The organism is Gordonia phosphorivorans, assembly GCF_042432625.1.
GTDB lineage: Bacteria > Actinomycetota > Actinomycetes > Mycobacteriales > Mycobacteriaceae > Gordonia > Gordonia phosphorivorans.
Genome location: NZ_JBHLWV010000016.1, coordinates 330,584 through 344,163, shown reverse-complemented (window position 1 = coordinate 344,163; position 13,580 = coordinate 330,584). Strand labels below are relative to the sequence as shown.

8 protein-coding genes are annotated in these 13,580 nt (G+C 65.8%); 4 read left to right on the top strand and 4 right to left on the bottom strand.

The window, feature by feature from the left end; translation table 11 throughout:
- Positions 1-25: 25 nt before the first annotated feature.
- The 3 genes from ACFFJD_RS07710 to ACFFJD_RS07700 are packed head-to-tail and all read right to left on the bottom strand — an operon-like array spanning position 26 to position 6,150.
- Complete coding sequence (locus ACFFJD_RS07710; RefSeq protein WP_382362770.1) at positions 26-3,136, bottom strand: type I restriction endonuclease subunit R; 3,111 nt, start codon at positions 3,134-3,136, stop codon at positions 26-28.
- A 3-nt stretch (positions 3,137-3,139) separates the two neighbouring features.
- The gene (locus ACFFJD_RS07705; protein ID WP_382362768.1) at positions 3,140-4,417 is read right to left on the bottom strand and encodes a restriction endonuclease subunit S; all 1,278 of its coding nucleotides are present in this window, start codon (positions 4,415-4,417) and stop codon (positions 3,140-3,142) included.
- Positions 4,414-6,150 carry a type I restriction-modification system subunit M gene (locus tag ACFFJD_RS07700; protein ID WP_382362766.1) on the bottom strand — a complete coding sequence of 579 codons (1,737 nt, stop codon included), beginning with the start codon at positions 6,148-6,150 and terminating at the stop codon, positions 4,414-4,416. Before ACFFJD_RS07700 ends, ACFFJD_RS07705 begins: the two co-directional genes overlap by 4 nt.
- Positions 6,151-6,437: 287 nt before the next feature.
- Between ACFFJD_RS07700 and ACFFJD_RS07695 the strand changes: the two genes are divergently transcribed.
- The 4 genes from ACFFJD_RS07695 to ACFFJD_RS07680 all read left to right on the top strand — a co-directional run bounded on the left by ACFFJD_RS07695 (position 6,438) and on the right by ACFFJD_RS07680 (position 12,263).
- Positions 6,438-7,832 (top strand): HNH endonuclease signature motif containing protein, encoded by a 1,395-nt coding sequence (locus ACFFJD_RS07695; RefSeq protein WP_382362764.1) that lies wholly within the window; start codon positions 6,438-6,440, stop codon positions 7,830-7,832.
- 425 nt (positions 7,833-8,257) lie between these two features.
- Positions 8,258-10,810 (top strand): ATP-dependent chaperone ClpB, encoded by a 2,553-nt coding sequence (gene clpB, locus ACFFJD_RS07690; protein WP_382362762.1) that lies wholly within the window; start codon positions 8,258-8,260, stop codon positions 10,808-10,810.
- A 120-nt stretch (positions 10,811-10,930) separates the two neighbouring features.
- Positions 10,931-11,842, top strand: a complete 912-nt coding sequence (locus ACFFJD_RS07685; RefSeq protein WP_382362760.1) for a hydroxymethylglutaryl-CoA lyase — start codon at positions 10,931-10,933, stop codon at positions 11,840-11,842.
- Between the two features lie 40 nt (positions 11,843-11,882).
- Positions 11,883-12,263 carry a PPOX class F420-dependent oxidoreductase gene (locus ACFFJD_RS07680; protein WP_382362758.1) on the top strand — a complete coding sequence of 127 codons (381 nt, stop codon included), beginning with the start codon at positions 11,883-11,885 and terminating at the stop codon, positions 12,261-12,263.
- Positions 12,264-12,299: 36 nt separating this feature from the next.
- Here ACFFJD_RS07680 and ACFFJD_RS07675 read toward each other — a convergent pair whose 3' ends face one another.
- The gene (locus ACFFJD_RS07675) at positions 12,300-13,508 is read right to left on the bottom strand and encodes a M20 family metallopeptidase (protein WP_382362756.1); all 1,209 of its coding nucleotides are present in this window, start codon (positions 13,506-13,508) and stop codon (positions 12,300-12,302) included.
- Positions 13,509-13,580 lie beyond the last annotated feature (72 nt).

Below are 13,580 nucleotides of genomic sequence, written 5' to 3'. Positions count from 1 at the left end.
ACTGCGCCGACTGACAGCCGATGGCCTATTCGCGGACCTGGTCGGCCACAACTTGGTAGAACCACTTCGCGATGTCGGACATGAGGTGGGTGCGGCCGGGGGTGTTGGTGAAGAAGTAGTCGCTCATCTTCGTGTGGGCGCCCTGGGTGTCGGCCACTGCGCCGGTGACGGCGAACTCGAAGTCGGGTGACTCGGTGAACTGTTTGGCGGTGTTGACCTTGGCCTGCTGGACCAGGTCGGCGTCGTCGAGGAGGGCCCGCATGAGGGATTCGACGAACGAGAGTTTCTGGGTCTGGGAGAAGTCCTCGGAGCCGAACAGGTCGTTGAGGCGGTCGAGGACCTGTTGGAAGGCGACCATCGTCGGATCGCGACGCTCACCGGAGCCGGCCGCAGTGAGCCCGGACAGGCCGACTTTGGCGCCGAGGCTGATGTCGGTCTTGCCCTGGTCGATCTGCTTGACCCGTTGGAGGATCACGTCGCTCAGGTCGATGGGGGCGGTGTAGTTCTCCGGTTGGATGACCCGTTCGAGGTGGCGCAGGTAGATCTGCTTCTTCTCCAACTCGGGGTTGCCGTAGTCGACGATCTGGGACATGAAGTCGTAGAGCCGGACGAACGAGCCGACGTCGCGCCGGAACATGTCCAATAGTGCGAGTTCAGCGGTGTCGCCCTCGCCGCCGTTGTGGATGAGTGCCGCGTTGTAGCGGGCGGCGAACCGCTTCTGGCCCGGGCCCACGGCCGCGGACAGCGCGTTGTTGCCCTTGTTCTTCACAAAAGCTTCAGCGCACTGGTCGATTTCGGCTTGGGTATAGATCGCGGCGGTGTCGAGCTTGGCTGCCAGGTCGTGCACCAGGTTCGCGTCGGTCTCGGTTTCCAGGAACGCGTCGGTGAAGTACGGCTCGAACGCTTCGCGGATCGCGGCCGGGTCGTTGACGAAGTCGACCACCTGCGTCATCGACGCCGTCTTGGGGGTACCCGACGGGGTGCGGTAGGTGCGGTTGAGACGCGACAGCGTCTGCACCGCAGTCACTCCGGAGAGTTTCCGGTCGACGTACATCGCGCACAGCAGCGGCTGATCGAAGCCGGTCTGGAACTTGTTGGCGACGATCATCACCTTGTACCGGTCGCCGGTGAACGCGGTCCGCAGATCGCGGATACCCGGGTTCATGTTGGCCTCGGTGAAGTCTTCGGGCCCGGACTCGAGGTCGGTCACTGCGCCGGAGAAGGCGACGAGCGTCTCGTAGCCGTAGCCCTTCTTCGCGATGTAGTCGTCGATCGCCAGCTTGTACCGGACCGCAGCCTTGCGGGAGTCGGCAACGACCATTGCTTTGGCGTGCCCGTCGAGCAGGCCGGCGACGTTGTCGCGGAAATGCTCGACGATGATCGCCGACTTCTGAGCGATGGTCTGCGGGTTCAGCTTCACCCACCGCATCACCGCCTTCGTCGCCTCAGACTGGTCCACTTCCTCGTTCTCGGCCGCGACGTTCTGGCCGATCTCGAAGGCGAGCTTGAAGCTGTGATAGCCGGTCAGGACGTCGAGGATGTAGCCCTCTTCGATGGCCTGCTTCATCGTGTAGACGTGGAACGGGACCGGCGGCTCGTCCGGGCTGGGTCGGCGACCGAACAGTTCGAGGGTCTTGCCCTTCGGGGTCGCGGTGAACGCGAAGTAAGAGATGTTCGACGAGTCGGCCCGGTCGGTGGCCTCGGCCGCCAAGATCGACTCGATATCCACCTCGCCTCCGTCTTCGAGGTCTCTGAGTTCATCGGCGGTGAGAACAGCTTTGAGCTTGCCGGCGATCTGACCCGATTGCGACGAGTGCGCTTCGTCGGCGATCACCGCGAAGGTCTTGCCTTTCAAACCCTTGTTCTCGCGGATGGCCTTCATGGCGTGCGGGAACGTCTGGATCGTCACGACGATGATCAGCTTGCCGTCGGTCAAGGCCTTGGCCAGCAGGCTCGACTTGGACCCGCCGGCCTTGGCGGCTTCGTCGCGGTCGATGGCGACGACGATGCCCTGGTCGTTGTCGATCTGTTTGATCGCGTCCTGCAGCTGCGCGTCGAGGACGTTGCGGTCGGTCACCACGATGACCGAGTCGAAGACCTTCTTGTTCTCCACCTGCAGCCGCGCCATCCGATGCGCGGTCCACGCGATCGAGTCGGTCTTGCCCGACCCGGCCGAATGCTGGATCAGGTAGCGCTCGCCAGGGCCCTCGGCGGTGACCGCAGCGGTGAGTTCGGTGACGGCCTCCCACTGGTGAAAGCGCGGGAACCGCAACGACGACGAACGTGTGGTCTTGCCGCTGATCGGATCGGTCGACTGCTCATGCTTGATGTACATCAGCCGGCCCAGAGTGTTCAGCCACGCATCGCGCTGCAGCACACGCTCCCACAGGTACGACGACGGAGAACCGTTGGGATTCAACGGATTCCCGGCGCCACCGTCTTCGGTTCCGCGGTTGAACGGCAGGAAGTGGGTCTTGTCGCCAGCGAGTTTGGTGGTCATCCACACTTCGTCGTTGGAGACCGCGAAATGCACCAGAGCACGAGCACCGGAGACGAACAGCGGCTGGACCGCACCGGACTTCGGGTCCTTCGGCAGCCGAGTGGTCCGGTACTGGACGATCGCGTCAGCCACCGACTGCGTGAAGTCGGTCTTGAGCTCCGCCGTGGCGACCGGGAGTCCGTTGACGAAGAACACCAGATCGACGCTGCGGTTGTCCGCGGTGGAGAAGTGCACCTGCCGCATCACCCGCAGCCGCACCGCCGCATGCTCGGCGTTCCGCTTGGCGTTGAGCGTGGACTCGGGCCGGAACACGCACATCGCGAACTTGCCGGACAGATGGGAGAAGCCGTTGCGCAGCGCATTCAGCGTGCCGCCGCCGTTCTCCAACGGCAGATCGAGCACCTTCACCAGCCGATCGAGGAGCTGCGCCTCCTGCTTGGCGACGTCCTTGGCGTCGGGCCGGACCACCTTGTCGACCTGCTCGGGCTGCATCTGGCGCAACCAGCCGAGCACGTCCTCGGGGAAGAGCGCACGCTCCCGGTCGTAGCCGTCGTCGTTCGGCGAGTACAGCCACCCGTGCGCGGCCAAATACTCGGCGATCTCCTTCTCGAACTCGATCTCGTTGTGCTGCGCCACGCCTCAGGCCACCTCATCTCGCACATCGATCTGCCCGGTCACTGCTGCGGTGATCAGGGCCGCCCGACGCTCACGGGCCAGGTCGACGAACTTCTCGGTCTCTGCGATCAGGGTGTCGAGCATAGCGGTGTGATCGTTGAGGTCGTTGACAATTCGACGCTGCTGTTCGAGTGGGGGGAGTGGAAGCTCGAGGCGTCCGAGATTTGCTACGGAGATGCGAGGTAGCCCGGCGCCCCTCATCATTGATGCCGCTTGATCTCTAGACGCCTTCGACATTAGGGCATAGGCGAGGAATTCCGACATAAGTCGAGCTGGATCGGGCGAGATGATGACTAGTGATGATGCGACGACAAACTCTCGGTGCTCGTCGACGATTGCAGTCTCGCCGACGGTTCCGTCCTTTGAGAACAGCACATCCCCCAGCTCCGGACGGCAGCCGGTTCGAACCATGTGCTCGTACGTTTCCGGGCTCGTCTTCAATGATCCGTCGTAGTCAATATTTCCTGCGTTGATATCGCGTGTGGAAACGAAGTCGTAGACGCCACCATTGGTGTTCGGAGATATATGCGCCCCGTCTGTTACTCGCGTTGCGAACGATTTCACTCGTCCGAATTGCCAGCTACTTGGAAGATTCGGGTACCAATTACTCTGCGTTCGGCTAAAGTCTTCGAGATAGCCGCCAGCCACCTGGCGGGTGATCAATGAAATCCGCCGTTCGCGGAGCAGGTCGATGAGTCGCTGCTGTTCCTCGATGAGTGTGTCGATCCGGGCCGTCTCCCGGTCCAGGAAGGCGACTATTAGGTCCTGCTCAGTCTTCGGTGGACGAGGAATAAGCATTGACTTGAACATTGGTTTGTCGAACGATGTGGAGCGCTCGCGAATCCCTTTAGCCAAAGACTGGATGAATCCCGAACTCGCAGCGACTCGCAAGGACTGTGCGATAAAATGTGGATTGTCATATTCGATGCGGTAGATATGTACGACGGGTGACATTTTGCCGTCTGAGTCTGAGACTCCTATTGCGCCAGCAAATCCATCCATGCTGTGGATGACAAGATCGCCGCGACGAACTCCCTGATACCCCGTTTCCTTGATTGCTTCAGTGAATCCATCGATGCGCCGGTTTGAGCGAAGAGTGACCTCGCCATCGCGGAACGCCGTTACGACGCCGGTTGCTCCATCCGGCGAACGATGAACATGCCTGGCGATTCTCCCGGCGCGCTCAACTTGCCAATGACTAGGGATGATTGGTAGCCACGGTGGCAACGTGTTCTCGTTCAACCCTCTACCTCCTGCAGCAGTTCCATGATCTTCGCGACCTGCTTCTCCAGGTCAGCGTCGATATCTTCAAGCGGGCGGGGAGGCACGTACTTGTAGAAGTGTCGGGTGAAGGGGATCTCGTAGCCGACCTTGGTCTTCTTCTCGTCGATCCATGCGTCGGGGATGTGGGGGAGGACTTCGGTTGCGAAGTACTGCTTGATGGTGGCGTCGCGGCCGTGGTCGCCGTCGGTGTTGCCGCCGTAGGTGAAGGGGATGTTCTCGGTGTCGCGTTTCTTGGCGTCGGGCTTCGGGGTTCCCTTGCGGTCGGTCACTGGGTTGCCGTCGTCGTCGAGGAGTGGGCGCTCGACGGTGATGGTCCAGTAGCCGAAGTCGTCGGCGGTGAACACCTTGGAGAAGTCGGGGTCGGCGTCGTCGAAGGCGTCGTAGAGGGCCAGGATCTTGTCGCGGGCGGCTTCGTCGAGTTCGCGGTTCTTGGCGCCGAGGCTTTTGCGCATCTTGGTCCAGAACGAGGTGGCGTCGATCAGCTGGATCTTGCCCTGGCGTTCTGGCCGCTTCGTGTTGTCGAGGATCCAGATGTAGGTGGCGATGCCGGTGTTGAAGAACATGTTGGTCGGCAGGGCGACGATCGCTTCGACCAGATCGGATTCGAGGAGCCACTGCCTGATCTTGGAGGGGCCGGATTCGGCGGCTCCGGTGAACAGTGGGGAGCCGTTGAGGACGATGCCGGCGCGGCCGCCGCCGTCGTGGGGGGTCCGCATCTTGGAGGCGAGGTGGGTCAGGAACAGCATTTGTCCGTCGCCGATGGAGGGGAGGCCGTGGGAGAAGCGAGAGTTCTGGGCGAGGGCTTCCTTCTTGACCTCGTCTGCTGAGGCTTTCCAGTCCACTCCGTACGGCGGGTTGGACATGCAGAAATCGAAGGTGCGGTCGAAGAACTTGTCGTCGGAGAGGGTGTCGCCGAGGCGGATGTTGTCGACGTCCTGGCCCTTGGCGATCATGTCTGATTTGCAGATCGCGTACGACTGGTCGTTGATCTCCTGCCCGTACAGGCGGAGCCGGGCGCTCGGGTTGCGTTCGAGGAGGCGTTCTTCGGCGACTGACAGCATGCCGCCGGTGCCGGCGGTCGGGTCGTAGATGGTGCGGACACTGCCGGGCTCCAGTAGGGCTTCGCTGTCCTCGGCGAAGAGCAGATCCACCATCAGTTTGATGGCGTCGCGCGGGGTGTAGTGCTCGCCGGCCTCCTCATTGGAGGCTTCGGCGAACTTGTAGATCAGGTGCTCGAACAGGTCGCCCATCTCGGCGTTGGGGACGGTGTCGGGGTGGAGGTTCACTTCTGCGAACTGTGAGGTGATCAGGTACAGGCGGTTCTTCTCGTCGAGGGTGGCGAGTTCGTTCTCGAACTTGAAGCGTTCGAAGACGTCGATGTTCGCCGAGAAGCTGGTGATGTAGTCCATCAGGTTCGCGCGCAGGCCCTCGGGATCTTCGAGGAGCGTGGTGAAGTTGAACGGGCTGGTGTTGTAGAAGGAGAGCCCGGTCTTGCGTTTGACCTGCACTTCCAGTGCGCCGCCGGCGTACTTCTCCGCGAGCGTGCGGATCTCGTCGCGGTGCGGTTCGAGGATGCAGTCCAGGCGTCGGAGGATGGTGAACGGCAGGATCACCCCGCCGTACTGGTGCGGCTTGTACACGCCGCGGAGCTGGTCCGCGATACCCCACACGAAGTTACCTAGCTTGCTCAAGTCACTCTCCCCTTCAGCGGTTCTCGCCGCACTCGACACGCTAATTACAGCCCACTCGGTTTTTGCCAGGTTGGACGGGTTCGCAACTGCCGGAACGCTGAGCATGGTTCGCCGAAACTGATCGACTCGAACTATTGTGGTGTAGATATGTGAGGCGTACCATAGAACTAGGCGAGATGGGGGCGACAACCCCGACCTTGCGGGACATGAGTGGCCACGTGGCTGATCGTCACTGGCTCGACCGGTTCCTTCGCTATTGGCTTCTCGTGACCTGAGGAGTGAGCGTCATGGACGCAGCAACTCTCACCGACTTCGCCGATCTGATGAGCGGTGACCTCACTGTCCCCGTGGGTGCTGACACTGATGGTCAGGTAGCTCTCGGACAGTTTCTGGTCCGCGCGCGGGCGATCGACGACGACCGGGAACTCCTGGCTGTGACCGCTGCGGTTCTGCGGTTGCGCAATGTGGTCGACTACTCCGTCGCGGCGGCGTGCGCGGCGATCGAACGCGTCGGTTTGCCCGCCCGGAAGCATGTACGGTCCGCGGCGGCCATCGTCACCGAACTCGGCGCGGCGCCCGCCGCGGCCCATCGTGCCGCGCGGCTCGGGCAGGCGATCGTCGACGAGAATCTGGTCGCGGTGACCCGGGGTTTGCGTGATGGGGCGGTGTCGGCGGAGAAGGGTGACGCGGTGGTCATCGGTCTCGGGCACGTGACAGATCGTGTGGAACTGTCCGACGAGGATCATGCGCGAGTCGTGCATTCGTTGATGGTGCAGACCTCGCCGGCGCGGGTGAGGGAGAAGGCCCGGGCGTGGGCGATCAAACTGGCGCCGGTCCAGGACGACGCGGAGGACGGGTACGTACCGGTCGCCGAGCGTGACGATCTGAACGAGATGACGCTGAATCGGACCGATGACGGTCGGGTGGCGGTGACGATCGACTTCGACATCGTGGCCGCCGAGGAGCTGAGTGCGGCGTTGGATCCACTCACTCGGCCGGTGCCCGAGCCAGATGGCTCGCAGGATCGGCGGTCGGCCAAGCGGCGGCGTGCTGACGCGATGGCGCAGGTGATCCGCACCTATCTCGCCCATTCTGATCGACCCGAGTCCGGGGGAGTGTTGCCGCACGTGACCTTGTCGGTGCCGGCGGCGGTGGTGATGAATGGGCAGGTGCTCGATTCGGTTGCGGGACAGACGATTTCGATCCCCGTCACCGAGGACGAGACTGCGGTGCCGTGGCTCGGGTTCGGCGGGCCGATCTCGGCGCGGACAGCGGAGCTGATCATGTGCGAGGCCTCGGTGGCCATGGCGCTGCTGGACGGGAATGGTGTGCCGTTGAGTGTGGGCCGCGAAAAGCGGCTGTTCACGCCCAGTATCCGCAAGGCGCTTGTGCTGCGCGACCGTGGTTGCGCCTTTCCCGGTTGCGGTGTTCCGCCGTCGTGGTGCGACGGGCACCACGTGGAGCATTGGGAGCACGGCGGGGTGACGAGTTTGGACAACGGTGTCCTGCTCTGCCGTCGGCATCACACCGTGATTCATCACGGTGGGTGGGAGGTGTTCATCGGTCACGATCGGCAGCCGTGGTTCATCCCACCGGCCGATCCGGAGCATCCGAAGCGTCGACGCGAACCGATCCGATCGAACGCGCGGCGCACCCTGACGTCATTGCCCGCCGCTGCGTGATTGCCCGGCGCTGCGTGGGCAGCGACCGCGACGTCGGTGTGGAGAGTGAAGTCCTGAAGCCGCAGACGGGTTGTCTGCCAACGACATTCGCCAGGGCGGCGGAGTCGAAGAACCTTGTGAATGAAGTGTCGGGAGCGGTTTTCCCGTCGCGATGTGTTGTTTGAGAATTGAATACTGTGCTCGCCGCTGAGTGGGGGTCTGGGTGGTCACGGGGATCGCCCGGACCCTGCCGGGGGCGAGGCGGGGGGGGGGGGGGGACTGTGTGATGCGGTTCACCGTGGTCCGCAAAGTTTAGTGGAACAGACTCAACTCTGCCGGTGTTGGAACTACACGAGAGGATGAAAAGCCTCGAGAGATTTCCTGTACCGCAGGCCCGGAGCCACGCTCCGGGGAAGACTCTGCATCACTGAAGAAAGGCGATGTTAGTGGACAGCTTCACCCCGACCACCAAGACGCAGGCTGCGCTGCAGGCTGCCGTTCAAGACGCCGCCGCCGCGGGTAACTCCGATGTGCGACCGGCCCACATCCTCGTCGCCCTGCTGGAGCAGGCCGACGGCATCGCCACCCCGCTGCTCAAGGCCGTCGGGGTGGACCCCAAGCACGTGTTGACCGAGGCCAAGGGCCTGGTGTCGCGGGCGCCCGTCGTCTCGTCCAGCAGCGCGCAGCCGCAGCTGAGCCGTGAGTCGATCGCCGCGATCACCGCGGCGCAGAACCTCGCGACCGAGCTGAGCGACGAGTACGTCTCCACCGAGCACCTCATGGTGGGCTTGGCGACCGGCGAATCCGACGCTGCCAAGCTGTTGCAGGGCGTCGGCGCGGGCCCCGAGGCGCTGCGCGAGGCCTTCCAGGCCGTGCGCGGCACCGCGCGGGTGACCAGCGAGAACCCCGAGGACACCTACCAGTCGCTGGAGAAGTACTCCACCGACCTCACCAAGCGTGCCCGCGCGGGCGAGCTGGACCCGGTGATCGGCCGTGACAGCGAGATCCGTCGCGTGGTGCAGGTGCTCTCGCGTCGCACCAAGAACAACCCGGTCCTCATCGGCGAGCCCGGCGTCGGCAAGACGGCGATCGTCGAAGGCCTGGCGCAGCGCGTCGTCGAAGGCGATGTGCCCGAGTCGTTGCGCAACAAGACCGTCGTCTCCCTGGACCTGGGTGCGATGGTGGCCGGCGCCAAGTACCGCGGCGAGTTCGAAGAACGACTCAAGGCCGTGCTCGACGAGATCAAGGCCGCCGACGGCCAGATCATCACCTTCATCGATGAGCTGCACACCATCGTCGGCGCCGGTGCCACCGGCGACTCGGCGATGGACGCCGGCAACATGATCAAGCCGCTGCTCGCCCGCGGCGAACTGCGGCTGGTCGGCGCCACCACCCTGGAGGAGTACCGCCAGTACATCGAGAAGGACGCCGCCCTGGAGCGACGCTTCCAGCAGGTGTACGTCGGTGAGCCCTCGGTGGAGGACACCATCGGCATCCTGCGCGGCCTCAAGGAGCGGTACGAGGTGCACCACGGCGTGCGCATCACCGACTCCGCACTGGTCGCCGCGGCCAGCCTCTCCGACCGCTACATCACCTCCCGGTTCCTGCCGGACAAGGCGATCGACCTGGTCGACGAGGCCGCCTCGCGCCTGCGCATGGAGATCGACTCGCGCCCCATCGCGATCGACGAGATCGAGCGCATGGTCCGCCGATTGGAGGTGGAGGAGCTCGCCCTGGAGAAGGAGAGTGACGCCGCGTCCAAGGACCGGCTCGACAAGCTCCGTGGCGAACTCGCCGACCAGCGCGAGAAGCTCAACGAGCTGACCGCGCGCTGGCAGGCCGAGAAGGGCTCCCTCGACGCCGTCCGCGACGTCAAGGAAGAACTGGAGAACCTGCGCGGCGAGGCCGACCGGGCCGAGCGCGACGGTGATCTGGGCAAGGCCGCCGAGCTTCGGTACGGCCGCATCCCGGCGCTGGAGAAGGAACTCGACGCCGCGGTGGCCAAGATCGGCGGCGACGCTTCCGGCGACGTGATGTTGCAGGAAGAGGTCGGCCCGGACGACGTCGCCGAGGTGGTCTCGGCGTGGACCGGCGTGCCCGCGGGCAAGATGCTCGAGGGCGAGACCGAGAAGCTGCTCCGCATGGAGTCGCACATCGGTCAGCGCGTGATCGGTCAGGAAGAGGCCATCGTCGCGGTGTCCGACGCGGTGCGTCGAGCACGGGCGGGCGTGGCCGACCCCAACCGGCCCACCGGTTCGTTCCTGTTCCTCGGCCCCACCGGCACGGGCAAGACCGAGCTGGCCAAGGCGCTGGCGGAGTTCCTGTTCGACGACGAGCACGCGATCATCCGGATCGACATGAGCGAGTACGGCGAGAAGCACAGCGTCGCCCGACTCGTCGGCGCCCCTCCCGGCTACGTCGGGTACGAGGCCGGCGGGCAGCTGACCGAAGCGGTGCGTCGACGCCCCTACTCGGTGGTGCTCTTCGACGAGGTGGAGAAGGCTCACCCGGACGTCTTCGACGTGCTGCTGCAGGTCCTCGACGAAGGTCGCCTCACCGACGGCCAGGGCCGCACGGTGGACTTCCGAAACACCATCCTCATCCTGACGTCCAACCTGGGCGCCGGCGGTGACCGCGATCAGGTGATGGCGGCGGTGCGGGCGGCGTTCAAGCCCGAGTTCATCAACCGGCTCGACGACGTGCTGATCTTCGAGGCGCTGAGCCCGAAGCAGCTGGTGGCGATCGTCGACATCCAGCTGAAGAACCTGGCGGACCGGCTGGCGCAGCGTCGCCTCACGCTCGACGTGACCGACGCGGCCAAGGAATGGCTCGGCGAGCGCGGCTACGACCCGCTCTACGGCGCCCGTCCGCTGCGGCGGCTGGTGCAGCAGGCCATCGGCGACCAGCTCGCCAAGGCCCTGCTGGCCGGGGAGATCCGCGACGGCGACACGGTGCACGTGGACGTCGACGAGGCCACCGACTCGCTGAAGGTCGGCTGACCCATCGCAGCGCACGCGACCCCCGCCCCGAAACACTTCGGGGCGGGGGTCGCTCGCATCGCCGCTGGGCGCGGCGTGCTCCCGGGCCCGCGTGAGAGCCCCGCGTGAGAGCATCGACGGATGAGCGTCAACCAGGTGGAGATCGTCGAGGTGGGTCCGCGCGACGGACTCCAGAACGAGGCCGTCGCCGTCTCGACGGCGGACAAGATCGCGTTGATCGAGCGCGCCGTCGGCGCCGGGCTCCGCCGTATCGAGGCCACCAGCTTCGTGCACCCCAAGGCGGTCCCGCAGATGGCCGACGCCGAAGCGGTGATGGCCGGCGTGCCGCGCGTCGACGGCGTCTCCTACAGCGGATTGGTGCTCAACCGGCGCGGCTTCGACCGCGCAGTCGCCGCCGGAGTGGACGAGGTGAACTGCGTCCTGGTGGCGTCGGAGACGTTCTGCCAGCGCAACCAGCGGATGTCCGTCGGCGAGTCGTTGCAGATCGTCGCGGACCTGATCGACGACGCACGCGCCGAGCAACTGACGGTGTCGGTGACCATCGCGACCGCGTTCGGGTGCCCCTTCGAGGGCGAAGTACCGGCGTCGGCGGTGGTGGACCTGGCCCGCGCGGCCGCCGAACTCGGCGTCGACGAGATCGCCCTGGCCGACACCATCGGCGTCGGGGTACCCATGCAGGTGAGCGGTCTGGTGGCGGCGGTGGCCGAGGTGGCGCCGGGCATCGACCTGCGCTGCCACTTCCACAACACTCGGAACACCGGCTACGCCAATGCCGTCGCCGCGATCGGCGCCGGGGTCACGGTGCTCGATTCTTCGATCGGCGGGATCGGCGGCTGCCCGTTCGCGCCGGACGCGACCGGCAACATCGCCACCGAAGACCTGGTGTACCTGCTCGATCGCAGCGGGATCGATACCGGCACCGACCTCGGTGCCCTGATCGCCGCGTCGGACTGGCTCGGCGGGGTCCTCGGTGCCACGCTGCCCGGTCAACTCTCGCGGGCGGGGCGGTTCCCGCCACCGGCCGCGAACTGAGTCCGTCGGGGAACGGGCCGGCGCCGCTATTCTGGCGCCCATGACTTCTCCGACCGTCTCTCAAATCGCCGAAGCCCAGTACGTGATGCTGACGACCTACCGGAAGGACGGCACCGCAGTGGCGGCGCCGCTGTGGGCCGCTCCCGACGGCGACCAGATGGTGCTGTGGACCGTGACCGACTCCTGGAAGGTGAAGCGGCTGCGGCGCAACAACAACGTCCTGGTGCAGGCCTGCGACGCGCGCGGGTCGAAGACCTTCGGGCCGGTGGTCGCCGGGGTGGGCGAGGTGGTCGATCGCGCGATCGCGGTCAAGCCCATCGAGCGCAAGTACGGCATCACCGGTCGGCTGGCGATCCTGGGCTCGCGCCTCCGGCGCGGTGCCGCGGGCACCATCGGTATCCGGATCTCCGACGTCGTCTGAACGGTCGTCGTCTGAGCGTCGATAAGCGCGAGCGGGTCAGGGCGTGCAAAGCAGGCTCACCGCCGCGCGCACATAGGCGCGGGCGGCGGTCACCAGTTCGGTCACCGACACCGACTCGTCCGGCTGGTGGGCCTGCCCGTTGATGTCACCGGGGCCCATCACCACCGTCGGCACGCCCAGGTCGCGGCTGATGAACCCGCCGTCGCAGGCGGCGGTCCAGCCGCCGATCGACGTCGTCGCGCCGCTGTCGGTGACGGCCGCGGCCACCGCCCGCACCAGCGGGTGATCCTCGTCGGTCGCGAAGCCGGGCATCTCCATCGTCGGCCGCAGCGTCACGCCGATGCCGTCGGTGTCGATCTCGGCGGCGCTGATCGCGTCCCCGAGGTCCTGGGCGATCACCGCGATCGATTCGCCCGGCATCAGGCGACGGTCGACGCCCAGATAGCAGTTGGGGGCCACCACCGAGATGCCCTGACCGCCGTCGATCACGCCGACGTTCCACGTCCCGAAACCGAGGAGGGGATCGGACTGGGCGGCCATCACCGCCTGGTCCTGCCCGATCAGATCGATCACCGCGGCGGCCGCCTCGATGGCGCTGCGGCCGTCGGCCGGCCGACCCGAATGGGCGGCCCGGCCGGTGATCTCGATGTCCAGGTACGACGCCCCGCGGCAGCCGCGCACCACCTGCAGGCCGGTCGGCTCGGCCACGATGGCGCCGGCGAACTCCAGCGGCGGGGGTTCGGCGACGAAGTGCCGCACGCCGGCCCCGTGCTCCTCCTCGTCCGCGGTCGCCAGCAGATGCACCGGGCCGGACAGCTCGATGCCGAACTCGCCGGCCCGTGCGAGCGCGGCCATCGCCGCGACCGCGGAGGCCAGGCCGCCCTTCATGTCCGCGGTGCCGCGCCCGATCAGCCGGTCGCCGTCGCGGCGCACCACGAACGGGTCGCCGGTCCAGTCCGGGCCGGCGGGCACCACATCGGAGTGACCGAGCAGCAGCAGCCCGGGTCCGGACCCGGCGTCGGTCATGGTGGCGAGCACATTCGGACGATCCGGCGCGGCCTCGGTCACCGTCACGGTGAAACCAGCCTCGCTGCACGCCTGCGCCAGAACGGCGGCGGCAGCGGCCTCGGTACCGCCCGGATTCACACTCGGAGTTTCGACTAAAGCAATGGTCAGCGCCTCGATCAGGGCGGCGTCGACCGTCTCGGCGAGAGCATTGACCGCATCTGCTGACCGCGCGTTCATCGTCGTCCTTTCGTGAGGTTCCAGCGGGAGGAGTCGAGTCGTCCTCCGCTGCGTGAGCGTTCGATAGTAGGC